Annotated in this window: 22 protein-coding genes; 15 read left to right on the plus strand and 7 right to left on the minus strand. The window is 64.4% G+C overall.

Annotation, left to right across the window (positions count from 1 at the left end):
- The first annotated feature begins 2 nt into the window (after positions 1-2).
- From gmk to LZA78_RS01820, 3 genes are read left to right on the plus strand one after another with little or no spacing between them, the layout of a single operon-like run.
- On the plus strand, positions 3-638 hold the full coding sequence (gene gmk, locus LZA78_RS01810) for a guanylate kinase (RefSeq protein WP_233675426.1): 636 nt from the start codon (positions 3-5) through the stop codon (positions 636-638).
- Positions 635-1,156, plus strand: coding sequence for a gamma carbonic anhydrase family protein (locus tag LZA78_RS01815; RefSeq protein WP_233675238.1), 522 nt, complete (start codon positions 635-637; stop codon positions 1,154-1,156). Before gmk ends, LZA78_RS01815 begins: the two co-directional genes overlap by 4 nt.
- Entirely contained in the window at positions 1,156-1,326 is a 171-nt protein-coding gene (locus LZA78_RS01820) for a hypothetical protein (protein ID WP_233675239.1), read from the plus strand. The genes LZA78_RS01815 and LZA78_RS01820 overlap by 1 nt, the downstream gene beginning before the upstream one ends.
- A gap of 3 nt (positions 1,327-1,329) precedes the next feature.
- On the opposite strand, the gene LZA78_RS01825 is transcribed toward LZA78_RS01820, so the two are convergent.
- The gene (locus tag LZA78_RS01825) at positions 1,330-1,728 is read right to left on the minus strand and encodes a hypothetical protein (protein ID WP_233675240.1); all 399 of its coding nucleotides are present in this window, start codon (positions 1,726-1,728) and stop codon (positions 1,330-1,332) included.
- A gap of 173 nt (positions 1,729-1,901) precedes the next feature.
- Between LZA78_RS01825 and LZA78_RS01830 the strand changes: the two genes are divergently transcribed.
- Positions 1,902-2,957: a sensor histidine kinase gene (locus tag LZA78_RS01830; protein ID WP_233675241.1), complete on the plus strand. Its 1,056-nt coding sequence runs from the start codon at positions 1,902-1,904 to the stop codon at positions 2,955-2,957.
- A 3-nt stretch (positions 2,958-2,960) separates the two neighbouring features.
- On the opposite strand, the gene LZA78_RS01835 is transcribed toward LZA78_RS01830, so the two are convergent.
- Entirely contained in the window at positions 2,961-4,550 is a 1,590-nt protein-coding gene (locus LZA78_RS01835) for an alpha-amylase family glycosyl hydrolase (protein WP_233675242.1), read from the minus strand.
- Positions 4,551-4,687: 137 nt separating this feature from the next.
- On the opposite strand from LZA78_RS01835, the gene LZA78_RS01840 reads away from it, so the two are divergent.
- The 8 genes from LZA78_RS01840 to LZA78_RS01875 all read left to right on the plus strand — a co-directional run bounded on the left by LZA78_RS01840 (position 4,688) and on the right by LZA78_RS01875 (position 18,569).
- Entirely contained in the window at positions 4,688-7,084 is a 2,397-nt protein-coding gene (locus tag LZA78_RS01840) for a glycogen/starch/alpha-glucan phosphorylase (RefSeq protein ID WP_368861005.1), read from the plus strand.
- 9 nt (positions 7,085-7,093) lie between these two features.
- Positions 7,094-9,241, plus strand: coding sequence for a 1,4-alpha-glucan branching protein GlgB (gene glgB, locus LZA78_RS01845; RefSeq protein WP_233675243.1), 2,148 nt, complete (start codon positions 7,094-7,096; stop codon positions 9,239-9,241).
- A gap of 19 nt (positions 9,242-9,260) precedes the next feature.
- Positions 9,261-10,532: a glucose-1-phosphate adenylyltransferase gene (gene glgC / locus LZA78_RS01850; RefSeq protein ID WP_233675244.1), complete on the plus strand. Its 1,272-nt coding sequence runs from the start codon at positions 9,261-9,263 to the stop codon at positions 10,530-10,532.
- A gap of 16 nt (positions 10,533-10,548) precedes the next feature.
- Positions 10,549-11,976, plus strand: a complete 1,428-nt coding sequence (gene glgA / locus LZA78_RS01855; RefSeq protein WP_233675245.1) for a glycogen synthase GlgA — start codon at positions 10,549-10,551, stop codon at positions 11,974-11,976.
- Positions 11,973-13,997: a glycogen debranching protein GlgX gene (gene glgX / locus LZA78_RS01860; protein ID WP_233675246.1), complete on the plus strand. Its 2,025-nt coding sequence runs from the start codon at positions 11,973-11,975 to the stop codon at positions 13,995-13,997. The genes glgA and glgX overlap by 4 nt, the downstream gene beginning before the upstream one ends.
- Positions 13,994-15,619: an alpha-D-glucose phosphate-specific phosphoglucomutase gene (locus tag LZA78_RS01865; RefSeq protein ID WP_233675247.1), complete on the plus strand. Its 1,626-nt coding sequence runs from the start codon at positions 13,994-13,996 to the stop codon at positions 15,617-15,619. Before glgX ends, LZA78_RS01865 begins: the two co-directional genes overlap by 4 nt.
- 128 nt (positions 15,620-15,747) lie before the next feature.
- Positions 15,748-17,715 (plus strand): 4Fe-4S binding protein, encoded by a 1,968-nt coding sequence (locus LZA78_RS01870; protein WP_306798951.1) that lies wholly within the window; start codon positions 15,748-15,750, stop codon positions 17,713-17,715.
- Positions 17,712-18,569, plus strand: coding sequence for an FAD:protein FMN transferase (locus tag LZA78_RS01875; RefSeq protein ID WP_233675249.1), 858 nt, complete (start codon positions 17,712-17,714; stop codon positions 18,567-18,569). The genes LZA78_RS01870 and LZA78_RS01875 overlap by 4 nt, the downstream gene beginning before the upstream one ends.
- Before the next feature lie 7 nt (positions 18,570-18,576).
- On the opposite strand, the gene LZA78_RS01880 is transcribed toward LZA78_RS01875, so the two are convergent.
- Together LZA78_RS01880 and pedF are read right to left on the minus strand one after the other, a co-directional pair.
- Complete coding sequence (locus LZA78_RS01880; RefSeq protein ID WP_306798952.1) at positions 18,577-19,482, minus strand: substrate-binding periplasmic protein; 906 nt, start codon at positions 19,480-19,482, stop codon at positions 18,577-18,579.
- A gap of 19 nt (positions 19,483-19,501) precedes the next feature.
- Complete coding sequence (gene pedF / locus LZA78_RS01885; protein WP_233675250.1) at positions 19,502-20,191, minus strand: cytochrome c-550 PedF; 690 nt, start codon at positions 20,189-20,191, stop codon at positions 19,502-19,504.
- Between the two features lie 207 nt (positions 20,192-20,398).
- Between pedF and LZA78_RS01890 the strand changes: the two genes are divergently transcribed.
- Genes LZA78_RS01890 through LZA78_RS01900 form a run of 3 tightly spaced genes read left to right on the plus strand, consistent with a single transcriptional unit; the run spans position 20,399 to position 22,785 of the window.
- The gene (locus tag LZA78_RS01890) at positions 20,399-21,367 is read left to right on the plus strand and encodes an ABC transporter substrate-binding protein (RefSeq protein ID WP_233675251.1); all 969 of its coding nucleotides are present in this window, start codon (positions 20,399-20,401) and stop codon (positions 21,365-21,367) included.
- A gap of 3 nt (positions 21,368-21,370) precedes the next feature.
- Entirely contained in the window at positions 21,371-22,195 is an 825-nt protein-coding gene (locus LZA78_RS01895) for an ABC transporter permease (RefSeq protein WP_233675252.1), read from the plus strand.
- Positions 22,192-22,785, plus strand: coding sequence for an ATP-binding cassette domain-containing protein (locus LZA78_RS01900; protein ID WP_233675253.1), 594 nt, complete (start codon positions 22,192-22,194; stop codon positions 22,783-22,785). The genes LZA78_RS01895 and LZA78_RS01900 overlap by 4 nt, the downstream gene beginning before the upstream one ends.
- Here LZA78_RS01900 and LZA78_RS01905 read toward each other — a convergent pair.
- The 3 genes from LZA78_RS01905 to LZA78_RS01915 are packed head-to-tail and all read right to left on the minus strand — an operon-like array spanning position 22,782 to position 25,277.
- Positions 22,782-23,573 (minus strand): ABC transporter permease, encoded by a 792-nt coding sequence (locus LZA78_RS01905; RefSeq protein WP_233675254.1) that lies wholly within the window; start codon positions 23,571-23,573, stop codon positions 22,782-22,784. The two genes, LZA78_RS01900 and LZA78_RS01905, sit on opposite strands and share 4 nt — an antisense overlap.
- Positions 23,570-24,301, minus strand: coding sequence for an ABC transporter ATP-binding protein (locus LZA78_RS01910; protein WP_233675255.1), 732 nt, complete (start codon positions 24,299-24,301; stop codon positions 23,570-23,572). The genes LZA78_RS01905 and LZA78_RS01910 overlap by 4 nt, the downstream gene beginning before the upstream one ends.
- 16 nt (positions 24,302-24,317) lie before the next feature.
- The gene (locus LZA78_RS01915) at positions 24,318-25,277 is read right to left on the minus strand and encodes a YVTN family beta-propeller repeat protein (RefSeq protein ID WP_233675256.1); all 960 of its coding nucleotides are present in this window, start codon (positions 25,275-25,277) and stop codon (positions 24,318-24,320) included.
- Between the last annotated feature and the right edge of the window lie 2 nt (positions 25,278-25,279).

A 25,279-nucleotide genomic window follows, 5' to 3' on the forward strand; every position in this document is an offset into this window, starting at 1 on the left:
AGATCGCGCGCCGTGGCCTGCTGATCATCCTGTCCTCGCCCTCGGGGGCCGGCAAATCGACGCTGGCAAAGCGCCTGATGGCCTGGGACCCAACGCTGAAATTTTCGGTCTCGGCCACGACGCGGGCGCCGCGTCCGGGCGAGGTGGACGGGCGCGAGTATTTCTTCAAGACCAAGCCCGAGTTCGAGGCAATGGTGGCCGCAGGCGGGATGCTGGAACATGCCGAGGTCTTCGGCAATTTCTACGGCACGCCCAAAGGTCCGGTCGAGACCGCGATGGCCGAGGGGCGCGATACGCTCTTTGATATCGACTGGCAGGGCGGCCAGCAGATCCGCCGCTCGACGCTGGCCAAGGATGTCGTGTCGATCTTCATCCTGCCGCCTTCGATCGCCGATCTGGAATCGCGCCTGCGCGGCCGCGCGCAGGACAGCGACGAGGTGATCGCCGGCCGGATGGCAAAAAGCCGCGATGAAATCAGCCATTGGGGCGAGTATGACTATGTCATCATCAACCACGATGTGGATACTGCCGAGGCGGAACTGAAGACCATCCTGACGGCCGAGCGCGCCCGCGCCGACCGTCGCCCCGGTCTGACGGAATTCGTGCGCGGGCTGAACAAGGAGTTTGAAGCGCGATGATCTATGAACTCGACGGAGTGGTGCCGGTTCTGGGGCAGGGCGCCTGGGTCGCCCCTGATGCCAACCTGATCGGCAAGGTGGTGCTGGAAGACGAGGCCTCGGTCTGGTTCGGCTGCACGCTGCGCGGCGATAACGAGGAAATCCGCGTGGGCCGTGGTTCGAACGTTCAGGAGAACGTCGTGATCCACACCGACATGGGCTATCCGCTGGTCATCGGCGCGAATTGCACCATCGGGCACAAGGCCATGCTGCATGGCTGCATCATCGGCGAGGGCAGCCTGATCGGCATGGGCGCGACGATCCTTAACGGCGCGAAGATCGGCAAGGGCTGCCTGATCGGCGCGGGCGCGCTGATTACCGAAGGCAAGGAGATCCCCGATGGCAGCCTCGTGATGGGTGCGCCGGGCAAGATCGTGCGCCAACTCGATACCGAGGCGCAGGCGCGCCTTCTGAAATCGGCCGAGCATTACCGCGAAAACGCCGCGCGCTACGCCCGTGGCATGAAGGCGGTGGGCTGATGCTGCTTGATCCGCAAAGCCCCGCCCTTCGCGCGCTCTGGGTCCGTATCCTGATTACGGCCGTGCCGCTGCTAGCGGCGGCAGCCTCGTTCCGCACCGGCTATGTTTTCCTGGGGGCGTTCTTCGCGATTGTCAGCGGCTGGGTGTTCCGCCGCCTCTTCCTGCCCTGAGCGTCAGTCGGGGCGGGGGTGAACTTCGAGAATGTCGAAATCCCCTTCGGGCCAGATCTGCCGCACCTCGGTAAGTATCACCCGCGCATTCGGCAGGGGCGGGCAGAAGGCGCGCAGCGCGCCCTGAAAGCCCAGCTCTTCCAGCCGCTTGGCCAGATCAAGAATATCGTGATCGGTGGTCATCAGCGGCGAGAGAACCACCTCGGGCGCTGTGGTCATCAGCAGGTCAGCCGTTAGCGACGAAAAGCGTGCGATTGTCACCGCTCCACCCGCGAGATTGTTCAGCGTATTGGGCAGATCCCCGCTTGGCTCGACGATCAGAATACGACGTCCGCCAAGATCGTCGCGAATTTCTGTGCGAATTCTACGCGTGTCCGGCCGGGGCGGATCGAGCTTTGCCATCAAGCGTTCCTGAACGAATGCCATTATTAGACAAACTTAGGCGAGCAGCCCGGCACTATTTACACGCTCCGGTTTAAGGCGAATTTTAGGCTATCTCAAGACTAAAGAGTTCAAAGGTTTACAAAACCGGGGTTTTGTAGATTCTGCGCAGGCGAAACGAACGGGGGGCGCGGATGAGCATGGCGACGATCTTGCCGGTCCTGGAGGCTGTTCCGCTTCCGGTGCTGGTCGTGGATGCGCGCGAAAAGATTGTCGCGGCAAACCGGGGCGCGCAGGCGCTGCTTGGGACGGGGCTGGAGGGACGCCCCTTCGTCACTGTCTTGCGTCAGCCCGCACTGAATGAGGCACTTGAGCGCGCCTTGCGCGCGCAGGCCTCGGATCGGGTGCGGCTGCGCCTGTCGAGCCCCGAGCGCGAGATGGTCGCCCTGGTGTCGGTCGCGCCGATCGCGCTGGACGAGTCCGGCGGGCCTGGAAAGGTCGCCGCACTGATTTCCATCGAGGATATCACCGCGACCGAAGAGGCCGAGGCGATGCGGCGCGACTTCGTGGCCAACGTCAGCCACGAGTTACGCACGCCTTTGACCGCGCTGATCGGCTTCGTCGAGACGTTGCGCGGGGCGGCCAAGGATGACCCCGTCGCGCGGGATCGGTTTCTCACCATCATGGCGCGCGAGGCGGGGCGGATGAACCGTTTGGTCGGCGATCTGCTCTCGCTCAGCCGCGTCGAGGCCGAGGAGCGCCGCCGCCCGACCGCTCAGGTCGATCTGGCGAATGTTCTGCGCGGCGCTATCCAGACGTTGCAACCGGTGGCCGAGACAGCGAAAGTGCAGATCAAGCGAGAGGGCGAGCCGGGGCCGCTGCGGGTGACGGGCGATGCCGACCAGCTGACGCAGGTCTTCTCGAACCTCATCGAGAACGCGGTGAAATACGGCGGTGCGGGCGGCGAGGTGCGCGTGGTCGTCGAGAAGATCGCACATGAACCGGTGCAGCGTGGCCCGGCTTACCGCGTTGATGTCATCGACTCGGGCGAGGGCATTGACCCTATTCACATTCCGCGCCTGACCGAGCGGTTTTATCGCGTCGACACCCACCGCTCGCGCGAGCAGGGCGGCACTGGGCTTGGCCTTGCCATTGTCAAGCATATCGTCGCGCGCCACCGCGGGCGCCTGAAGATCGAGAGCGAAAAGGGCAAGGGCTCACGTTTCAGCGTGATCCTGCCCGCGGCGTGAGGCCTAGGCGCGCAGCCAGATTGCCGCATTGGGGCCAAGCGTCAGGGTGTCCTTGTCGATCTGGGCTGCCAGCACCGGACCAACGGGTGAACCGGCCGGAGCGGGCAGGGTGACGCGGTCCGGCCCCAGATTAAACACGCAGGTCAGCGTGTCATAGCCATGCGTGCGGCGAAACGCCAGCACTGGCTCGGGTGCGTCGAGAAACTCGGTCTTGCCGGAACGCAGGGCAGGTTCAGCGCGCCGGAACGCGAGCATCGTGCGGTAGTGGTGCAGGACCGAACCCGCAGCCCCTTCCTGCGCCTCCATGTTCAGTGCAGCCTGCGGGGCCTTCACCGGCAACCAGGGCTTGACCGTGGAAAAGCCCGCATGGGAGGAGCCGTCCCAAACCATCGGCGTGCGGCACCCGTCGCGGCCCTTGTTCTCGGGCCAGAAGCGTAGACCGGGCGGATCGGTCAACTCGTAATACTCAAGCTCGGTCTCTGGCAGGCCAAGCTCTTCGCCCTGATAAATGCCGATCGTCCCCTCGAATGAGGCGAGGAGCGCGATGGCCTGCCGTGCGATGGCATCCGCCGTACCGAACGCGGCCCACCGCGTTACATGCCGGTTCACATCGTGGTTCGAGAAGGACCACGACGGCCATCCATCCGGTGCGCCCGCAAAGAACCCCTCAATCCGCGAGCGGAAATGCGCGGCGCTGAACTTGGGCCCGAGCATGTCGAAGCTATAGGCCATGTGCAGCCGGTCGTTGCCCCTCGTGTATTCCTCCATCAGCGAGAGCGCGCGGTGCGGCTGCTCACCGACCTCGCCCACAAGGCAGCGGTCGTCATAGCAGTCCAGCAAGGCGCGGATGCGCGCCAGAAACGCCAGGTTCTCGGGGCAGTTCTTGTCGTGGAGGTGGTCCTGCATGTCGTAGGTATTGACCGGCGGCCAACGCTCGGGGTCGGGCTGCATCGGGGGATTGTCGCGCAGCGCGGCGTCATGGATGTAGTAATTGACCGTATCGAGCCGGAAGCCATCGACGCCCCGGTCAAGCCAGAACCGCAACACGTCAAGCATCTCGTCTTGAACCTCGGGGTTGCGCAGGTTTAGATCCGGTTGCTGAATCAGGAAGTTATGCAAGTAATACTGGCCGCGCTCGGGGGCGTATTCCCAAGCCGGACCGCCAAAGACCGATTGCCAATTGTTTGGCGGTGCGCCATCGGGGCGCGGATCGGCCCAGACATACCAGTCGGCCTTCGCGCCGCGCTTTTTCGAGTTCGCAAACCACGGATGGCGGTCCGAGCTATGGCTGATTACCTGATCGATGATGACCTTCAGCCCCAGATCATGCGCCCGTGCCACCAGCGCGTCGAAATCCGCAAGGCTGCCGAACAGCGGGTCGATGTCGCGGTAATTCGCCACGTCATAGCCCATGTCGGCCATCGGCGAGGTGAAGATCGGCGACAGCCACACCGCGTCCACGCCTAGAGAGGCCACATGATCCAGCCTGCGCGTAATACCGCGCAGATCGCCAATGCCGTCGCCGTTGCTGTCCTGAAAGGATCGCGGATAGATCTGGTAGATCGTGGCGCCACGCCACCATTCGCCGGACATAGCGTCCTCCCCCTGCCTCAGATTCGGGCAAAGGATACCCGTCTTTGCGGTCGCAGCAAATCTTTCCCCGGGGGGGCGCTTGACGGGGTGCGCCGGGGCGCTCATCAATACGGGAAGAGACGCTGAAGGGGTTGATCGTGAAAGATGTTACCGCTCCCACCGCCGAGACCCTGCGCGCCGAGATTCTGCGCCATCTGACCTTTACGATGGGGAAGGATGCGGACCATGCCTCGGTCTATGACTGGCGCATGGCGCTGAGTTTCGCGATCCGCGACCGGATTGTCGAACCCTGGTTCGACGCCACGCGCCAGACCTGGAACGAGGGCCGCAAGCGCGTCTATTACCTGTCGATGGAGTTCCTGATCGGGCGCCTGCTTGAGGATGCGGCGATCAACCTTGGCCTGCGGGCTGTGGCGCGTGAAGCCATCGAAAGCCTTGGCCAAAGCTGGTCGGCTGTGGTCGAGGACGAACCCGACGCGGCACTTGGCAATGGCGGGCTTGGGCGTCTGGCGGCGTGTTACATGGAGAGCATGGCGACGCTCGGCTGTCCCGGCTACGGCTATGGTATCCGTTACGAGCACGGCCTGTTCCGCCAGCGGTTCGAGGGCGGCCGCCAGGTCGAGACGCCCGAGGACTGGCTCAAGCAGCGGCATCCGTGGGAGTTCGAGCGCCCCGAGGCCGCCTATGTGATCGGCTTCAAGGGCGGGGTCGAGAAGCGCGGCGGCAAACCGGTCTGGGTGCCGTCTGAAACCGTGATTGCCGAGGCCTTCGACATGCCGGTGATCGGCTGGAAGGGGCGGTGGGCGAACACGCTGCGGCTTTGGTCGGCGAAGCCCACGACGCTGTTCGATCTGGATCGCTTCAACCACGGTGATTACGCGGCGGCGGCCGAACCCGAGGCGCTGGCGCGCACGCTCAGCCGGGTGCTGTATCCCGACGACACGACCTATCAGGGCAAGGAGCTGCGCCTCAAGCAGGAATACTTCCTGACCGCAGCGGCCCTGCATGACATCATTCGACGCCATCAGGGTGGGGGCTATAGCCTGACCGATCTGCCCGACCATGTCGCCATCCAGATGAACGACACGCACCCGGCCATCGCGGGCCCCGAGCTGGTGCGCATCCTGACGGATCTGCACGACATGCCCTTTGATCAGGCCATCGAGATTGCGGTCAAATGCCTTGGCTACACCAACCACACGCTTCTGCCCGAGGCGCTGGAGCGTTGGGCGACCTACCTGATGGGCTCGGTCCTGCCGCGCCACATGCAGATCATCGAGCAGATCGACGCCTGGCACCTGCGCACCAACCCCTCGCGCCCGCATTACGTCGGCGTGGTCAAGCACCACGAGGTGCGGATGGGCGAGCTGGCCTTCATCACCGCGCATAAGGTCAACGGCGTCTCGGCGCTGCACACCGACCTCATTAAGCAAAACCTCTTCCCCGAGTTGGACAAGCTGCACCCGGGCCGGATCATCAACCAGACCAACGGCATCACGCCGCGCCGCTGGCTGCGGATGTCGAACCCGAACCTGTCGCATCTGATCACCGACACGATCGGCGCCGGGTGGGAGGCCGATCTGGACCGACTGCGCGAGCTTGAACCGCATATCGAGGATGCGGGCTTTCGCGATGACTTCGCCTCGGCCAAGCGCCGCAACAAGGACGCGCTGGCGAACTGGATCGCGCAGACGCAGGGCGTCAAGGTCGATCCGGCGGCGATATTCGATGTGCAGATCAAGCGCATTCATGAATACAAGCGCCAATTGCTGAACATCCTGCAAACCATCGCCGAATGGCACGAGATGCGTAGCAATCCGCAGGCCGACTATCAGCCTCGGGTGAAGATCTTTGGCGGCAAGGCGGCGCCGGGCTATCAGACGGCCAAGGAAATCATTCGTCTTATCAACGACGTCGCAAGCGTTGTTAATAATGACCCCTTGATCGGTGACCGGCTCAAGATCGTCTATCCCGCGAATTACAACGTCTCGATGGCCGAGCGGCTGATCCCTGCGGCGGACCTGTCAGAACAGATCTCGACCGCCGGGAAGGAGGCGTCGGGGACGGGAAACATGAAATTCGCGCTGAACGGTGCGCTGACCATCGGCACACTCGATGGTGCCAATGTCGAGATCCGCGAACAGGTCGGCCCCGAGAACTTCTTCCTCTTCGGCCTTACCGCGCCCGAGGTGATGGAGCGTCGCAAGGATCCCGAGCACGCGCGCCACGCTATTTTGCAAAGCCAGGCCTTGCAGGACGTGCTGCAAATGATCGCCGAAGGGCGTTTCAGCGCTGACGAACCCACGCGATATCATGGGCTTGTGCATAATATGTGGCACTCGGACTATTTCCTGGTTGCCTCGGATTTCGAGGCCTACCGGGCGGCTCAGGTCGAGGTGGACCGCGCCTTCGCCACGCCGGATCTCTGGTGGCGAATGGCCGCACTCAATACTACACGGATGGGCTTTTTCTCGTCTGACCGGGCAATTCGTGGTTACATGAATGATATCTGGGGAACAGAGTCGGCGCTCTGAGAGGGCAGGATGGATCTGATCGACCGCAACGAGGCTCTGGCGCTGGCGCAAGGTCGGCACGAGGACCCGTTTGCGGTGCTTGGCTGGCACGAGGGGCGCATCGTGGCGCTGATTCCGGATGCGGAGCGGCTGTGGGTTGTCGCTGAGAAGGAAGTTGAGTTAACGCCCGTAAGTAACGGTATTTTTGTAGGAAACACTAAATCAAAGGTGTATCGCCTCCGCGCGCAGAACGCGCATGGGACATGGGAATTCGAAGATCCTTATCGCTTCGGGCCGGTTTTGGGCGAGATCGACGAATACCTGATCGGTGAGGGAACGCATCGGCGGTTGTGGCAGGCGCTCGGGGCGCACGTGATCACCCATGAGGGGTGTGAAGGTGTTCATTTCTCGGTCTGGGCGCCTTCTGCGCGCCGGGTCTCGGTCGTTGGCGGGTTCAACAATTGGGACGGGCGTCGCAATCAGATGCGTCGCCGTGGCGCGACCGGCGTGTGGGAGATTTTTCTGCCCGGCCTGAGCGTTGGCGAGGCCTATAAATACGAGATCGTCGGGCCAGACGGCTCCGTTCAGCCGCTCAAGGCCGACCCGCTTGGGTTCGGGGCCGAGCACGCACCGCAAACGGCCTCGGTCGTGCGACAACTTGGTGTGCATGGCTGGGCGGACGAGGGCTGGATGACCCGCCGTGAAGCCACACAAAACATCCACCAACCGATTTCGATCTACGAAGTTCATCTGGGCTCCTGGCGCCGCGTCTGGGGTGAGGGCGGCAGGCCGCTGAGCTACTTCGATCTCGCCTCGCAACTCATTGATTACGTAACAGATATGGGTTTTACCCATATCGAGCTGCTGCCGATTAGCGAGCATCCATTCGACGGCAGTTGGGGTTATCAGCCCATCGGGCTTTACGCACCGACGATCCGTCACGGCCGCCCCGAGGAATTTGCGGCTCTGATCGACGCCGCGCATCAGCGCGGGATCGGGGTCATTCTCGATTGGGTGCCCGGCCATTTCCCGACGGATGATCACGGCCTGCGGCGCTTCGACGGGACCGCGCTGTACGAGCATGAAGACCCGAAAGAGGGGTTCCACCGTGACTGGAACACGCTGATCTACAACTACGGCCGGCGCGAGGTGTCGAACTACCTGCTCGCCAACGCATTGTTCTGGCTTGAGGAATACCATCTCGACGGGCTGCGCGTCGATGCGGTGGCCTCGATGCTCTACCGCGATTATTCCCGCCCACAGGGTGAGTGGGTTCCCAACCAGTTCGGTGGGCGCGAGAACCTGGAAGCGATCGAGTTCCTCAAGGCGATGAACGCGCAGGCCTATGGCGGCGCGCCGGGGATCATCACCGTGGCCGAGGAAAGCACCGCCTTTCCGGGTGTCAGCCGCCCGGTGCATGAAGGCGGGCTAGGCTTTGGCTTCAAGTGGAACATGGGCTGGATGAACGATACGCTGCGCTATTTCTCGCGCGATCCGATCCATCGCCGTTTCCACCATAATGAACTTACCTTTGCGAGTTCATATGTTTACAGCGAGAACTTTATCCTTCCGATTAGCCATGACGAGGTGGTGCACGGCAAGGGCTCGATGCTTGGCAAGATGCCCGGCAACGATGTGGAAAAGTTCGCGAACCTGCGCGCTTTCTATGCGTTCCAATGGGCGCATCCCGGCAAGAAGCTGCTCTTCATGGGGCAAGAGTTCGCGCAGGGGCGTGAATGGGCCCATGCGGGCGAGCTGGACTGGGGGTTGCTTGACCACCCGGCCCATGCGGGCGTGCAGCGACTGGTGAAGGACCTCAACCACCTTTACCGCGCCCACAAGGCCCTGCATTGGGGCGATTGCGACCCCGAGGGGTTCTCTTGGATCGAGCCCGACGATGCGGATCGCTCAGTCTTCGTTTTCCAGCGCTGTGCACCGGGCGAGGCACCCGTGGTGGTCGCCGCGAACCTGACGCCGATCGAGCGCCAGATGCGCATCGGGCTGCCGCAGGGCGGCGCCTGGACGGAAATCCTGAACACCGACAGCGCGCATTATGGCGGCGCGAACCGGGGCAATCTGGGTGCCTTGGGCGCGCAGGCACAGCCATGGTCACGCTGCGATTACAGTGCCGAGGTATATTTGCCGCCACTGGCGGTCGTGATGTTGGCGCCGCTCTAGCGCGCCGAGAGGGGGAGTGATGAAACCGCAACCGAACCAGCGTTTATCTTCTCAGGCGATGGCCTTCGTTCTGGCCGGGGGGCGCGGCTCGCGCCTGAATGAGCTGACCGACCGCCGCGCCAAACCCGCCGTTTATTTCGGCGGCAAGACGCGCATCATCGACTTTGCGCTCTCGAACGCGCTGAACTCGGGTATCCGCAAGATGGCGATTGCCACGCAATACAAGGCGCATAGCCTGATCCGGCACATGCAGCGCGGCTGGAACTTCTTCCGGGCCGAGCGCAACGAATACCTCGATATCCTGCCCGCCTCGCAGCGTGTTGATGAAAGCAAGTGGTATCTAGGCACCGCCGACGCCGTGGCCCAGAACATCGACATCATCGAGGATTACGACGTGCGCTATGTCGTCATCCTAGCGGGCGACCACGTCTACAAGATGGATTACGAGGTGATGCTGCGCCAGCACGTGGACACTGACGCCGACGTCACCATCGGTTGCCTGACCGTCCCGCGCGAGGAAGCCTCGGCATTCGGTTGCATGGCAGTAGATGCAAGCGGGCAGATCACTGAATTCCTCGAGAAGCCCAAGAACCCGCCAGGAATGCCGGGCGATCCAGATCACAGCCTCGTCTCGATGGGTATCTATGTCTTCGACTGGCAATTCCTGCGCGAGCTGCTGCTCCGCGACGCCGAAGACCCGAACTCGAGCCACGATTTCGGCCATGACCTGATCCCGCAGATCGTGAAATTTGGAAAGGCCATGGCGCATAAGTTCAGCGAAAGCTGCGTGACCTCGGGGCTTGAGACCGAGCCTTACTGGCGCGACGTGGGCACGATCGATGCCTTCTGGCAGGCCAATATCGACCTGACAGATTTCACGCCTAAGCTCGATCTTTACGACAACGCCTGGCCGATCTGGACCTATGCCGAACTGGTTCCGCCCGCGAAGTTCATCCATGACGAGGACGGGCGGCGCGGCTCGGCGGTGTCGTCGCTGGTCGCGGGGGATTGCATCGTCTCGGGCTCCGAGGTGCGCAATACCTTGCTGTTCACGGGCTGCCGTGCGCACAGCTTTTCCACGCTCGATTACGTCGTGGCGCTGCCCTACGCGGATATCGGTCGAAAGGCGCAGCTGAGCCGTTGCGTGATCGACCGCGGCGTGCAGATCCCGCAGGGGCTCGTCGTCGGTGAAGATCCCGAGGAGGACGCCAAGTGGTTCCGCCGCACCGAAGGCGGTGTCGTGCTGATCACGCAGGCGATGCTTGACAAACGCGCGGCGGTGTTGGGCTAAGGCAAAGGGAAGTCGTATGAAACGCGTTCTGTCAGTGGCCTCCGAGGCCGTGCCATTGGTCAAGACCGGGGGGCTGGCGGATGTCGTCGGCGCCTTGCCCGCGGCACTCAGCGGGCAGGGCTGGCAGATGCGCGTCCTGATCCCGGCCTATCGCGGCGTGCTCGACAAGCTCGGCAAGACCAAGGTGGTCTGGAGCGACGATGATCTCTTTGGCGGCCCCGCCCGTGTGGTTCTGGGCAAGGTGGGCGGGGTTGAGGCCATGGCGCTCGACGCGCCGCATCTGTTTGACCGAGCTGGTGGTCCGTATTCGGACGGGCAGGGTGATTACTGGGATAATGCCGAACGCTTCGCGGCCCTCAGCTGGGTTGCGGCAAGGATCGCGCGCGATGGTGTGGGTGACTGGCGGCCCGATGTGCTACATGCCCATGACTGGCAAGGCGCGCTGGCCCCTGGATACATGCGTTACTGGGGTGTCGGCATTCCCTCGGTCCTGACGATCCACAACATGGCCTTTCAGGGCCGCGTCGGCGCCAACAAGATCAGTGCGCTGCGCCTACCGCCCGAGCAGTTCACCCCCGATGGCTACGAATATTGGGGCGATATCTCGACCCTCAAGGCCGGTCTGACGGCCACTGACGCGATTACCACCGTCAGTCCTCGTTACGCCGAAGAGCTGATGCGCGGTGAGTTCGGCCTGGGGCTCGAAGGCGTCATTCAGGCGCGGGCCGCATCGGTGCATGGCTTCCTGAACGGAATTGACCCCGAGGTCTGGTCGCCCGATGCGGACCCGCACATCACACCCTTTACTGCGGCGCGCATGGCCGGCAAGGCGCGTAACCGGGCGGCGCTTGAGGCCGAATTCGGCCTTGAAGTGCCCGGCCCGCTGGCAATCCTCGTGTCTCGCCTGACGCCGCAAAAGGGGATCGATCTGCTGCCCGGCGCGCTGGAGGACTTCATCGCCGGGGGCGGCGGGCTGGCCATTCTGGGTTCGGGCGATGCCTGGGCCGAGGACATGGTGCGCGGCCTTGCCACCCGCTATCCGGGCCGCGTCGGCGTTCGCATCGGCTATGACGAGGCGCTCAGTCACCGCATGTTCGCGGGCGGCGATGCGGTTCTGGTGCCCTCGCGGTTCGAACCATGCGGCCTGACCCAGCTTTACGGCCTGCGCTATGGGTGCGTGCCTGTCGTCGCGGCCGTCGGCGGGCTTGCCGACACCGTCATCGGCGCGACCCCCGCGACCGAGGCTGCAGGCGCCGCGACCGGCATCGTCTTCCACCCTGTGGATGAGCTTGCCCTGCGCCAGTCCATGCGCCGTCTGCTTTCGCTTTACGCCGACTGCAAGGGATGGGCCGCGATGGTGCGGCGCGGAATGAAGGCCGATTGGGGCTGGGAAGCCTCGGCCGCGCGCTATGCCGCGCTTTATGACAGCCTCATCGCGCCATGAGGATCGAGCCGGGCAACAGCGATCGGCTTGGCGCCCGGCTGACGGCTGATGGGGTGAACTTTGCGCTGTTCTCGGCCCATGCCGAACGGGTCGAGCTGTGCCTGTTTCAGGACGGACAAGAGCAGCGCCTGACGCTTCCCGAACGCTCGGGCGATATCTGGCACGGCTATGTGCCGGGCTTGGGTGAGGGCGCGCAATATGGCTACCGCGTGCATGGCCCCTGGGCGCCCGATCTCGGCCATCGCTTCAACGCCGCCAAGCTGCTGATAGACCCCTATGCGCGTGAACTGACCGCACCGCTGCGGTGGGACGCGCTGATGCAGGGCGGCGCAGGGGCCTTGCGCCCCGACCGGCGCGATAGCGCCGGCGTGATCCCGCACGCCCGCGTGACATCCGAGACTGAGCACGACTGGCAGCGCCCGCGCACGCCCTGGGCCGAAACGATCATCTACGAGGCGCATCCCAAGGGGTTGACCATGCTTCACCCCGAGGTGCCCGCCTCCCTGCGGGGCCGCTTCGAGGGGCTGGCGAGTGAACCGATCATCGCTCATCTCAAGCATCTGGGCATCACCGCGCTTGAGCTGTTGCCCTGCGCCGCCTTCATCGACGACCGCTTCGTGATCGAGAAGGGCCTGTCGAACTACTGGGGCTACCAGCCCATCGGCTTTTTCGCCCCCGATCCGCGCTACGGCGGACCCGAGGCCTTCCGCGCCATGGTGCGCCGCCTGCATGCCGAGGGGATCGAGGTCATCGTCGATGTTGTCTTCAACCACTCGGGCGAGGGCGACGGCGCGGGCCCGACGCTCAGCCTGCGCGGCATCGACAACGCCAGCTATTATCGCCTGGCCGAGGGCGGGCGCGGCTACGCCAATGACACCGGCACGGGGAACACGCTGAACCTCGCGCAGCCCTTCGTCCTGCGCTTGGTGATGGACTGCCTGCGCCACTGGGTGCAAGACTTGGGCGTGGACGGGTTTCGCTTTGACCTTGCCGCGACGCTGGCGCGCGATGCGGGCGGGGCCTTCAGCGCCTCCAGCTCGTGCCTGCTGGCCGCGATCCGGCAAGACCCGGTGCTGGCCGAGGTCAAGCTGATCGCCGAGCCATGGGATATCGGGCCGGGCGGCTACCAGCTTGGCGCTTTTCCGCTTCCGTTTGCCGAATGGAACGATCGTTTCCGCGATGGGCTGCGGCGGTTCTGGCGCGGGGATGGTGGCCAGATGCCCGAGCTTGCGCGCCGCATCGCGGGCTCGGCCGAGATCTTTGACCACGCGGGCCGCGCCCCCTGGGCCAGCGTCAACTTTCTTGCCGCGCATGATGGATTCACCTTGCAAGACGTTGTTTCCTATTCCGAAAAGCGAAACGAGGCGAACGGAGAGCTGAACCGGGACGGCCATAGCGCCAATTTCTCCGAGGCGCTGACAGACCCCATGGCGCAGGCCGCGCGCAAGCGGGCGATGCTGGCGGCTCTGATGCTGGCGCAGGGTGTGCCGATGCTGCTGGCCGGGGATGAACTCGGCAACAGCCAGAACGGCAACAACAACGCCTATGCGCAGGACAACCCCATCGGGTGGGTCGATTGGACCGATCCCGATCGCGCATTGGCCGATTTCGTCGCACGCCTGGCGCATCTGCGCCATGCCCACCCTGTGCTGCGCCAGCGCCGCTTCCTGCATTCCAAGGTGCGCGTGCAGGACGGTATGCCCGATCTGATCTGGCGGCTGCCCTCTGGCGACGAACCAACCGCCCATGACTGGCACGACCCCGAGTCCCGTTGTCTTTGCGTCGAGATCCGCGGCGCCGCCGAAGGCCCCGAGGGTGCTGCGGCACGCGAGGCGGTCTTTGCCGTAATCAACGCGGGCGAGGCGACCGAGGTAACGCTCCCCCCCGGCTGCTGGACCCTTCTGCTCGACAGCGCCGCCCCCGAGGCTCCAGCGCTGCGACATGACGTGCCTGTCACTTGCGTTGCGCCGCAATCTGTTCAACTGTTTGCGCGGCCGACCGCCCAACAGGAGCAATCATGACGATCCACCCGACCAAGCCGTTCGACGGCCAGAAGCCCGGAACCTCGGGCCTGCGCAAGAAAACTGCGGTCTTCATGCAGCCGAATTTCCTGGAGAATTTCATCCAGGCGACCTTCGACGCCATCGGCGGCGTGCAGGGCAAAACGCTGGTTCTAGGCGGCGACGGGCGCTATTTCGGGGCCGAGGCGGCGCAGGTCATCCTCAAGATGGCAGCGGCCAGCGGGGCTGTGCGCGTGATCGTCGGGCAGGGTGCGTGGCTTTCGACGCCCGCGGCCTCGAACCTGATCCGCAAGCGCGGCGCGGACGGTGGGATCATCCTTTCCGCCAGCCACAACCCCGGCGGGCCGAACGAGGATTTTGGCGTGAAATATAACATGGCCAATGGCGGCCCCGCGCCCGAGTCGGTCACCGAGGCGATTTTCGCCCGCACCAAGGAGCTGACCGAATACGCCAAGCTTGATGCGCCCGATGTGAACCTGACGGCGATCGGTGAAAGTCATCTGGGCGAGATGGTCGTCGAGGTCGTCGATCCGGTCAGTGCCTATGCGGATATGATGGAAGAGATATTCGATTTCAAAGCGTTGCGCGGCCTTTTTCATGAAGGCTTCGTAATGCGAATGGATTCCATGTGCGCGATCACCGGGCCTTACGCGGTCGAGATCCTAGAAAACCGCCTTGGTGCTGCGAAGGGAACGGTTGTGCATGAAATGCCGCTGCCCGATTTCGGCGGGATGCACCCGGACCCGAACCCGACCTGGGCGCAAGAACTGATGGCCGAGATGATGGGCGATAACGCCCCGGATTTCGGAGCCGCCTCGGATGGGGATGGCGATCGCAACATGGTGCTGGGGCGCGGGGTTTACGTCTCGCCCTCCGACAGTCTTGCCGTGATCGCGGCGAACGCGCATCTGGTGCCGGGCTATGCGCAGGGGCTGAAGGGCGTGGCCCGCTCAATGCCGACCTCGGCGGCTGTCGATCGCGTGGCGGCGGCGCTTGGTCTTGATTGCTACGAGACGCCGACCGGCTGGAAATTCTTTGGAAATCTGATGGATGCGGGCCGTGTTTCACTTTGCGGAGAGGAAAGTTTCGGCACCGGATCGGACCATGTGCGCGAGAAAGACGGCCTCTGGGCCGTTCTGATGTGGCTCAATATCATTGCCGCGCGCGGTCAAGGCGTGGCCGAGATCCTGAGCGAGCATTTCGCGCGCTTCGGGCGCAACTACTACTCGCGCCATGATTACGAGGCCCTGCCGGTCGATCAGGCCAATGCAATGCTGAACGATTTGCGCGACCGGTTGACTGCACTGAAAGGCACGCAGAGCCAAGGTCTTATCATTCAAAGCGCAGACGAGTTCAGCTATACCGACCCGGTCGATGGCTCGGTCTCGGCGCAGCAGGGGTTCCGTATTCTGTTCGAGGGCGGCTCGCGCGTTGTGCTGCGCCTTTCCGGCACCGGGACCGAGGGCGCGACCCTGCGCGTCTATCTGGAGCGCTACGTTCCCGGCCCGGCGGGGCTGAACGAGGACCCGCAAGAGGCGTTGGCCCCGATCATCCGCGCGACCGAAGAGATCGTCGGCATCCGCGCCCGCACCGGCCGCACGGGGCCCGATGTCATCACCTGAGACTTAGGTCTAATATCCAACGGTTTGCGCGCGGATAGGCTTGGGCCATGTTCCGCGCGCTTCTCATTTGGTTGGCCCTGTCCGCACCGCTTCTCGCGGCTCCTTTGTCGCGCAATGAACTGGAGCCAATGATCGTCGCGCCCTACGCGCTTGGCGATCCGGTCAATGATCACGGGGTCTGGAGCCTGAGCAACTCGGGCGGGGGCGAGGCGGGTTACGTGTTCGAGACCGGATTGCTGGCACCTTTGCCCGGATTTTCTGGTCAGGCCATCAACATTCTGGTGCTGATCGACCTCGAAGGTCGCTTCATCGAAACGCGCCTGTTGGATCATAACGAGCCGATCTTCGTTTCGGGGCTTGGTGAGGCGCCGCTGCGCGCTTTCCTCGAACAGTATCGCGGGCATTCGATTGCCGAGCCTCTGGTCGTCGGCACCCCCTATGGCGCGGGCGGCGCCGGGTCGGATCTGGTTTTTCTGGACGGGGTAACAAAGGCAACGGCCTCGGTCCGGATCGCGCATGAGTCCATCCTAGCGGCCACCCTTGCCGTTGCGCGCGAGAAGATGCAGGGCGTCAAGGCGGGGCCCGCACCGCGCCCCGACCCGGACCATGCAGAGCATCTGGACTGGCAAACCGCCTTGGAACAAAGGCTTATAGGGCATCTCTCAATCACCAACGCACAGGCCGACGCGGCTTTCGCGGGGACCAAATGGGCCAATGACGACAGCTTCGACGACCCCGAGGCCGCGTTCATCGACCTCTATGTTGTCGATCTCGGCCCGCCTGCGATTGCCCAAGCGGTGCTTGCCCCCGAAACGCTGGCCGAAGTGCAGAGGTTCACATCCCGCGCCCCGGATGATGAGCTGCTCTTGCTTATCGAGGCCGGGCGCCACGGCCTGGTGTCCGACGATTTCGTGCGCAATACCGCTCCGGATCGAATTTCCGCCGAACAGGACGGCTTGCCGCAAGCCCTGCGAGATGCCGACATTCTTCCGACCTTGGCGGCCAACACACCGCCCGCGTTCGAAGACGCCACGAAAATGATCCTGCGGATGGATCGCCGCCTTGGCTTCGATCCGACCCGCCCGTGGGAGCTGACCCTGCAAGCGGTGCGGATGCATGGCCAGTTTCAGCCCGAGGCAGGTGCCGCGCATTTCTCGGTCACCCTTCAGACGCCCGAGCGGTTTTTCCTGCGCCCCGAAGCCCCTGCGGCACTGTCACCCTTCGCCGAGGCCCTGCGCAATCGGGCGACGGACCTGTATGGTCTCGCCGGGCTTCTGGTCGCGCTATTCGGCGCGCTTCTGGCCCAATCGCGCTTGGCTGGCCTGCGCGCCTTTCCCGCGGTGCGGCTGATGATCCTGTCGGCGGTCGTGCTGTTCGTGGGCTTCTGGGGGCAGGGCCAGCTTTCGGTCGTCACGATCCTTGCGGTGCTGCGCGGGCTTAAGGGCGGCGGGCTTGAGGTGCTGCTTTACGACCCCTTTGGCCTGATGATCTGGGGCGCCGCCATTCTTGGTTTCATCCTCTGGGGGCGCGGGTTCTTCTGCGGTTGGCTGTGCCCGTTCGGAGCACTTCAGGAGTTCGCACACCATATCGGGCGATTCCTGCGCCTGCCCGAGATCGAGCCCCCGCGCAGCTATGGGCGCGCCTTGCTCTGGACCGGCCCGGTGGCGCTTGTGGCGCTACTCACGGTAGCCGTCCTGGCCCCCGAGCACGCTGAGGCCGCCGCCGAGGTCGAGCCCTTCAAAACCGCGATTACCATGCAATTCGACCGGCCCTGGCCCTATGTTCTGTGGGCCGGCGGCTGGATCGCGGTGTCGGCCGTCTGGTTCAAGGGGTTCTGCCGCTCGCTCTGCCCGCTCGGGGCGGCGATGCGTTTGGGTGGGTTGCTGCGGATCCGGCGCTGGATCCCACGCCGCGCGCAGTGCGGCTCACCCTGTCAGCTGTGCCGCGTCCGCTGCCGCTACGATGCCATCGCCCGATCGGGTGAGGTTCGCTATAGCGAATGTTTCCAATGCCTTGATTGCGTGCGCATTCACGACGACCCAAGGCAATGCGTCCCCCTGATCCTTGAAGAAAAACGCATGAGGAATGCCGCATGAAGCGCCGCCGGTTTCTTCAGATTGTCGGCGCGACTGCGCTGGCTGGCCGTCCCGCACTGGCCGATACATGGCAGGGGCAGGCCTTTGGCGGGGATGTCGCGATCCGCGTTGAAGGCGCGCTTCCGCTGGCAGAGGTTCGCGCCGAGATCGAGGCCATTGAGGCGACATTCTCGCTCTATCGGCCCTCAGAACTGACCGCGCTGAACGCGGCCGGGCGCGGGCCGGGGTCAGCGCGGATGCGCAAGGTTCTGGAACTGGTCCTGAGAGTTCATCTTGCAACGCAGGGCGCATTCGATCCCACCATCCAGGCTCTCTGGTCGGCCCTGTCGGCGGGGCGCGATGCCGCAGAGGCTTACGCGAAGATCGGGGTGCAACGTATTAAGTTACAACAGGAAATATTCCTTGCAAAAGGGCAGCTCATCAGCCTGAACGGCATCGTCCAAGGCTACGCTGCCGACCGGGTGGCGGACATCCTGCGCAGCCATGGCTGCTCTGATTGCCTGATCGACCTGGGCGAGTATCGCGCCGAGGGCGGGCCATTCCGGGTTGGGGTCGAAGAACCGAGCGCCGGGCTGATCGGCGCACTGACGCTTGGCGAGGGCGGGCACCGGGCTGTTGCGACCTCCTCGGCCAACGCGATGCAGATCGGTGGGCGCAGCCATATCCTTGGACCGCAGGGGCAGGTGCCGCGCTGGTCTACGGTCAGCGTCTGTGGGGAAAGTGCCGCGCTCTGCGATGCGGCCTCGACCGCGTTTGTCCTGATGGATCGCGCGGCCATCGAGAACGCACGCGATAGCCTTGGCCTTGGCACCGTGGTTTTGGTGGATTTCGACGGGAACCTTACATCCCTCTAGGCGCGCTCTAGCGAACCGGCGGCTGGAAGGTCACGCCATACTCGGCAAAGATCGCGGCGATACGTCCATCTTCAAGTCCAGCGGCAATCGCATCGTCAACCGCATAGGCCAGTGGCCGGTGCTGGAACGAGATCCCGACGCCCAAGGTCCATTTCGACCGCGCCAGCCCGAGAAACGCGGGCTCATGCACGGCCTTTCCCTCGGCCAGACCTGCGTCCAGTTCGGCGCGCGGGCCCATGACTGCGTTGATCTCGCCGCCGCTCAGCGCCTCCATGGCGGCCAGCGTCGTCTTGTAGCGATGCACCTTGTCCGCCGTCGCGCCATGCGCAACCGAGGTCAGGAAGAAATCCGAGATCGAGTCATTCTCGACCCCGACCGGGTCATAGCGAAAGACCGGCGCGGTCGGGCCTTTCTCGGGGTAGGTGGCAAGGTCGTAGGCGATCGCGAGCCGCTCCGTCGCATATTGCCCGGTGAAGACCACCTGATCGAAGCGGCAGGCGTAATCGACGTCATAGGGCACATGCATCATCACGTTCGACACATGGCCGCCGACAGTCGCGCCCTTGTAGACGTAGTTCAGCAGATCGGCGTCCAGCGTCTCGCCCGATTGCACAAGGCGAAAGCGCGGCTCGACGCCAAGCGACTCGGCGATCAGGCGGGCGATCTCAACGTCGATACCGCGCGCCTTGCCGGCCTCTTCCCAGGACCAAGGACGGAAGTCCTCGTAGAGGGCGAATTCAATCCAGCCGTCTTCCTGGATACGGTCGAGCGAGCGCCCGATATCTTGCGGCGCGGTGTTTTGCAGGCGTTGTTCAGGGGGGACCCCTTCGCAGGCCGCATAAGCGGGGCCGGGGATTAACCCGGCCCCGCCGAGGGCCAGCATCAGCATGGTTGCAAGGGTATGATGCATCATGCCGCGCCGGTTCATGGGGTTACTCCGCAGCCGAAAGACCGATCGTCAGAACCTCGGCCGCGTGCTTTTGCGAGGCCGGGTCATCGGTCAGCGCCGCCACCGCGCGGCTGACCGCGCTATCGGCCACCGGCGCACCCGAAGCGGTTTTCACCTGGGCGGCGATTTCGCCCATCTCAGCCCTCATCGCCGTGCCATCGGCGGTGCCCGCCATCAGCTCATCACGGATCGTGTGCAGACGCGCCGAGTGATCGTCGAGCGCGCCATCCTCAGGGCGGGTCTCGATATAGGTGCGGATCGCCCAGGCGGCTTTCTGACCAAGGATATCGCCGAAAGCCGGCATCTTGGTGGTGCCGTCCTGCGTGTAGCCGTGGCGAAACCGTTCGACGAACCATTCATCGCCATATTCCTCGGCCTCAAGGAAGCGCAGGTCGGGGGCAAGGCCGCCCGAGACAGCGCCAAGACCGTGGCAGCGCGCACAGTTCTGGTTAAACCCGGAATCCCCGATTTGGACAGCTTTCGCCCAGACTTCCTCGCCCACGGCATCGGCGCGATAGGGGTTTTCGGTCAACCATTCCTCGCCCACCTCGGGCAGGACATCGGTATTGATCGGCTGCGGCGAGACATCGCCGTGGGCCAAGAGTTGCACCGGCGCGATCACGCCGGCAATCGTCAGGGCCGCAACTAGGCGGCGGGTGCGGGCGTCGAGCATCTTCCTCTCCCTCTCGAAACTCTTCGTCTCTATCTGGCTTAGCCGCGCCGCGGCGTGGCTGCCATTCGACCTTGGTCGGTGACAGGGCAGATGCTGCCCGATCCGGCGGGTCGGGCGTATTGGCCATTGGTCTAATAGGCTGCGGCGGGGTGCCGGATTACGCTTGATCCCGGAGGAGCCCGCTCGGTGCGGGCCAGGGAGGATAAAATGATTGCGAAAGGTTTGGGCCGCGTGCTGGCGGCCGTGATCGGGCTTGGGCTTGGTGTGGCGCAGGCGCAGGATCTGCCGGTTCTGAAGCTGGCGACGCTGGAAGGCGGCACCGTAAGCTGGGAGCTGGACACGATTCAGCATTACGGTCTCGATAAGGCCGAGGGCTTCGCGCTTGAGGTTATGTCCGTGGCGGGCAACCCCGCCTCGCAGGTGGCGCTTCAGGGCGGCGAGGTCGATGCCATCGTTTCGGACTGGTTCTGGGTGGCCCGGATGCGCGCCGAGGGGCAGGATTTCCGCTTCATCCCCTACTCGAAAGCCGTCGGCGGGCTGATGGTCGGCGCCGATAGCCCGGTCCAGAGCCTCGCCGATCTGAAGGGCAAGAAGGTCGGTATCGCGGGCGGGCCGCTCGATAAAAGCTGGCTGATCCTGCGCGCTTACGGCGCCACGCAGGGGATCGACCTTGCCACCGAGACCGAGCAGGTCTTCGGCGCGCCGCCGCTGATCATGCAGGCGGGCCTGTCGGGCGAGGTCGATGCCGCGATCAACTTCTGGCATTTCATGGCCAAGATGGACGCGGGCGGCATGAAGACCCTGCTGCCGGTGGCGGATGCCGCGACCGCGCTTGGGCTTGACCCCGAAACCCCGCTGCTGGGTTATGTGATCCGCGGCGAAGTGGCCGCGCAGCACCCCGAACTTGCTGCGGCGTTGGCTCGCGCCTCGCGCGCTGCCAAGGAAAAGCTTGCGACCGATGATGAGGCTTTCGCCCGTCTGCGCCCGATCATGAAGGCCAAGACCGATGCCGAGTTCGAGGCGCTCAAGGCCGGGTTCATCGCGGGTATCCCCGCCGAAGGTCCGGTGGACGAGGCTGCCGCCGCCCGCATGCTGGCCCTGATGGCCGAGCTTGGCGGCGAGGAGCTTGTCGGCCCCGTCCAGGATCTGCCCCCCGGCACCTTCCTGACGAACTGAGCCATGATGGGCCTGTCGCGGACAGAGCTGGCAACGAAGGGCGGTGCGCAAACGTATCGCCCGCGCCTGTCTGCGCAGCAGGCGGCCTCACGGCTTCGGGCTGTGGCCTCGCTTTTGGCTCTGGTGGCACTTTGGGCGCTTGTCGCGGTGGTGCTGAACGATCCGTTGCGCGCGCCCGGTCCGCAGCAGGTGCTTCCCGCCTTGTGGGATGGGCTGGTTACCGGCCGGATGCTGCCCGACCTGACGGTTACCCTGCGCCGCGTGGGCCTAGCCTTTCTGATCGCGATCGGCGTGGGGACGGCGGGTGGCATCATCCTGGGCCTGTCACCCCGTCTCGACCGGTGGCTCGATCCCTGGCTGACCGTGCTCAACAACATCCCGGCGCTTGTCACGATCGTGCTGTGCTACCTCTGGATCGGCTTGAACGAGACCGCAGCGATCTTCGCGGTGGCGCTCAACAAGATCCCGCTGGTGACCGTGATGCTGCGCGAGGGGGTGCGGGTTCTCGACCCCGATCTGAACGACATGGCGCGGCTTTACCGGATGCCGTGGCGCGCGCGGCTTGTGCATATCATCCTGCCGCAGCTTGCACCGCAACTGATGGCGGCGGCGCGGGCGGGGATCTCGCTGATCTGGAAGATCGTGCTGGTGGTGGAATTTCTTGGCCGCTCGAACGGGATCGGCTTTCGCATTCATCTGGATTTTCAAATGTTCGACATTACGGGCGTTCTGGCCAATGCGCTGGCCTTCGTGGCGGTGATGCTGGCCGTCGAGTGGCTGGTTCTGGCGCCGCTTGCGGCCCATGCGGCGCGCTGGAGGCGGACATGATCCGGCTTGATCTGCGCAGCAAGGCATTCGGCGCGGCGCGCGTTCTAGGGCCGATGGCGCTTGATGTGGCCCCGGGTGAGGTTCTTGGCGTATCCGGCCCCTCGGGCGCAGGAAAAAGCACGCTGCTGCGAATCTTGGCAGGAATCGACGCGCGTTTCGACGGCGAGCTGGACAGCGGACAACGGCGCGCGATGGTCTTTCAAAGCCCGACGCTGATGCCTTGGCGCTGCGTGCAGGACAACGTCACCATACCGACCGGCGCGACCGAGGCTGACGCTCGCGCGATGCTGTCGCGCGTCGGGCTGACGGGGATGGAGCAGATGTGGCCCGCGCAGCTTTCGCTTGGGCAGGCGCGGCGCGTGGGCATCGCGCGCGCCTTTGTCGGGCGCCCCGAGGTTCTGATTCTCGACGAGCCCTTCGCCTCGCTCGATGCCGAGCGGATTGAGGACTTGCTGGAATTGACCGCAACGCTGATCGACGAGTTTCGCCCCGCCGTCGTGCTTGCCTCACATTCCGAGCAAGAGCTTGCCGCGCTGAGCACCCGCCGTGTGCGGCTTGAAGGGCGCCCCGCGCGGCTGATCGCCGCCTAGTCGGGGCGGCGGCCGCTCCGGGTGCGGGCGGGTTCATAGCCGTGCAATGCGAGGCCGAAGAAGACGATCGCGGACAGCACCGTCCAGCCAAGCGCGGGCAGGTTCAACTGGCCGTAGAGCGCAAATCGGATCAGCTCCACCGCATGGGTGAACGGGTTCGCGCGGCACAGGTTCGCCAGCAGGAGCGAGCTTTCCTGCATCTTCCACAGCGGGTAAAGCGCGGTCGACAGGAAGAACATCGGGAAGATGACGAAGTTCATCACCCCGGCGAAGTTCTCCAATTGCCGAATGCGCGCCGACAGGAACAGCCCAAGCGCACCCAGCATCACGCCCGCCATGACAAAGGCGGGCAAGGCGGCCAGATAGCCGCCCGCGCTGAACTTCAGCCCGTAGAAATAGGCGATCACCAGGAAGGCCGCGACTTGCAGCAGGCCCACCGATGCCCCGGCGACAAGCTTTGCGCCCAGCAGAAACCAGCGCGGGCGCGGCGCGGTCAGCAAAAGACGCATCGCTCCGCTCTCGCGGTCGTTCACGAGGCTGAGCGAGCTTTGCATGCCAGAAAACAGCAGGATCATCCCGCACAGGCCCGGCACGATATAGGTCTCGTAGGTGATGTAGGTCTGATAGGGCGGGATGATCGAAAGCCCAAGCGCCGCCCGAAAGCCCGCCGCGAAGACGAATAGCCACACGAGCGGGCGGACGAGGGCCGCCAGGAACCGCTCGCGCTGCGTGAAAAAGCGCGCAAGCTCGCGGCCGATGATGGCTTTGGCGGCAAGTAGCGCGTTCATGCCGGCGCTCCGGTCTGGGCCAGAAACCATTCCGCCAGCGGCTGTCCAGCGGTCACATCGGAAACCGCACCCGTCGCGGCCACGCGGCCCCGGTGCAGCAAAACGAGATCGTCTGTTTCGCGCAATTCATCGACAAGATGCGTGGCCCAAAGGACTGAGATCCCGTCACGCGTCAGATCATGGACATGCGCGGTGATCGCCGCGCGGGCAGGCGCATCGAGGCCCACGGTCGGCTCATCAAGAAGCAGCAGGCGCGGGCGGTGGATCAGGGCGCGGGCGATCTCCATTCGGCGACGATGGCCGCCGTTGAGGGCGCCAACCTTTTCCGCGATGCGCTCGGCCATGCCGAGGCGCGCGAGGCATTCGGTGATCCGGTCGGCGGCAGTGCGCCCGGAAAGCCCGTGCAACGCCGCGAAATAGCGCAGATTGGCGCCGACGCTGCGATCAAGATCATAGGTCGGCTGCTGGAAGACAACGCCTATCTGCGCCAGCGCCTTGCGCGGCGCGCGCCCCAGATCATGGCCGTTCACCGTGACCACGCCGGGGCGTGGGCGGATCAAACCGGTCAGCACCGCCATCAGCGTCGATTTTCCGGCCCCATTCGGCCCAAGCAAAGCGCAGAACCGCCCCGCAGGCACGGAAAAGCCAACATTCGCCAGCGCAGATTTCGCGCCCCAGTCATGACTTAGGCCTTCGACGCGAAGGGCTGGGGTGATGGTCTCGGGCATTACCTTGGCTCCGGGCTCAGGGCATGGCGCGGGCCGCCGCGCCCCAGGGGAAGCGCCCGACCTTGATGGTCTTGATCGGCTCCAGCGTCGCCATGTCGATCACGGTCACGTCGCCCGAGACGCCGTTGGTGGTGAACAGCTTGCTTTCATCGGGCGAGAGGGTCATGTGCCAGACGCGGCGCCCGACGAGGATGTAGCGATCGACCTCGAAGGTCTTCGCATCAACAACGGCCATGTGGTTCGACGGCCCAAGCGCCACGAAAATCTTGCTGGCGTCGGGCGAGAAGCGCATGCCGACCGGTTGCAGTTTCTCGGGCTGCACGCCTTTAATGGCGAAGGAAATCTTGGCGATCTCGGCGCGCGTCGCGACATCGAAGACCGACACCGTCCCGCCGATCTCGGCACTGACCCAAAGCTGCGTTCCGTCAGGGCTGAACTCGGCATGGCGGGGGCGCGAGTCGACGAGCGTATTGGCGACGATTTCGTGGGTTTCGGTGTCGATCCAATGCGCCATGTTGGTAGTTTCCGAGGTCGTGACCTGGATCCGCCCGTCGGGCGAAATCCCCATGCCCTCGGGTTCTACGCCCACGTCGATCTGGGCGATCACCTTGCGGCTTTGCGTGTCCACGACGGTGGTGATGGCGTCATCCTCATTGGCGATGTACAGCAGCCGGTCATCGGGCGAGAGGACGAACTGCTCGGGGTCTTCGCCCGAGGGCAGGTCGTGCAGGATCTCGCCGGTGGCGGGGTCCATGACCTGCACGGCATCGCTGTCCGAGGCGCAGATATAGAGGCGCGTGAAGTCGCGATTGAAGGTGACACCGCGCGGGCGCTCGCCGGTCGGGTAGGTTGCCTTGACCTCCAGCGTGGCGACGTCGATCACGCTGACGGTGTCGTCCATCTCATTGGTCACCCATATCTCATCGGCAAGCGCCGGGCTGGCCAGAAGGGTCGAAAGCAGAAGGGCGCGGATCATGG

Origin of the sequence: Rhodobacter flavimaris (assembly GCF_021378075.1) — a bacterium.
GTDB classification, from domain to species: Bacteria; Pseudomonadota; Alphaproteobacteria; order Rhodobacterales; family Rhodobacteraceae; genus Rhodobacter; species Rhodobacter flavimaris.

Excerpts from the sequence above, each read along its gene's own strand:
- LZA78_RS01815 (WP_233675238.1), top strand. The coding sequence starts at position 635 with ATGATCTATGAACTCGACGGAGTGGTGCCGGTTCTGGGGCAGGGCGCC.
- LZA78_RS01820 (WP_233675239.1), top strand. The coding sequence starts at position 1,156 with ATGCTGCTTGATCCGCAAAGCCCCGCCCTTCGCGCGCTCTGGGTCCGT.
- LZA78_RS01825 (WP_233675240.1), bottom strand. The coding sequence starts at position 1,728 with ATGGCAAAGCTCGATCCGCCCCGGCCGGACACGCGTAGAATTCGCACA.
- LZA78_RS01830 (WP_233675241.1), top strand. The coding sequence starts at position 1,902 with ATGAGCATGGCGACGATCTTGCCGGTCCTGGAGGCTGTTCCGCTTCCG.
- LZA78_RS01835 (WP_233675242.1), bottom strand. The coding sequence starts at position 4,550 with ATGTCCGGCGAATGGTGGCGTGGCGCCACGATCTACCAGATCTATCCG.
- glgB (WP_233675243.1), top strand. The coding sequence starts at position 7,094 with ATGGATCTGATCGACCGCAACGAGGCTCTGGCGCTGGCGCAAGGTCGG.
- glgC (WP_233675244.1), top strand. The coding sequence starts at position 9,261 with ATGAAACCGCAACCGAACCAGCGTTTATCTTCTCAGGCGATGGCCTTC.
- glgA (WP_233675245.1), top strand. The coding sequence starts at position 10,549 with ATGAAACGCGTTCTGTCAGTGGCCTCCGAGGCCGTGCCATTGGTCAAG.
- glgX (WP_233675246.1), top strand. The coding sequence starts at position 11,973 with ATGAGGATCGAGCCGGGCAACAGCGATCGGCTTGGCGCCCGGCTGACG.
- LZA78_RS01865 (WP_233675247.1), top strand. The coding sequence starts at position 13,994 with ATGACGATCCACCCGACCAAGCCGTTCGACGGCCAGAAGCCCGGAACC.
- LZA78_RS01870 (WP_306798951.1), top strand. The coding sequence starts at position 15,748 with ATGATCGTCGCGCCCTACGCGCTTGGCGATCCGGTCAATGATCACGGG.
- LZA78_RS01875 (WP_233675249.1), top strand. The coding sequence starts at position 17,712 with ATGAAGCGCCGCCGGTTTCTTCAGATTGTCGGCGCGACTGCGCTGGCT.
- LZA78_RS01880 (WP_306798952.1), bottom strand. The coding sequence starts at position 19,482 with ATGATGCATCATACCCTTGCAACCATGCTGATGCTGGCCCTCGGCGGG.
- pedF (WP_233675250.1), bottom strand. The coding sequence starts at position 20,191 with ATGCTCGACGCCCGCACCCGCCGCCTAGTTGCGGCCCTGACGATTGCC.
- LZA78_RS01890 (WP_233675251.1), top strand. The coding sequence starts at position 20,399 with ATGATTGCGAAAGGTTTGGGCCGCGTGCTGGCGGCCGTGATCGGGCTT.
- LZA78_RS01895 (WP_233675252.1), top strand. The coding sequence starts at position 21,371 with ATGATGGGCCTGTCGCGGACAGAGCTGGCAACGAAGGGCGGTGCGCAA.
- LZA78_RS01900 (WP_233675253.1), top strand. The coding sequence starts at position 22,192 with ATGATCCGGCTTGATCTGCGCAGCAAGGCATTCGGCGCGGCGCGCGTT.
- LZA78_RS01905 (WP_233675254.1), bottom strand. The coding sequence starts at position 23,573 with ATGAACGCGCTACTTGCCGCCAAAGCCATCATCGGCCGCGAGCTTGCG.
- LZA78_RS01910 (WP_233675255.1), bottom strand. The coding sequence starts at position 24,301 with ATGCCCGAGACCATCACCCCAGCCCTTCGCGTCGAAGGCCTAAGTCAT.
- LZA78_RS01915 (WP_233675256.1), bottom strand. The coding sequence starts at position 25,277 with ATGATCCGCGCCCTTCTGCTTTCGACCCTTCTGGCCAGCCCGGCGCTT.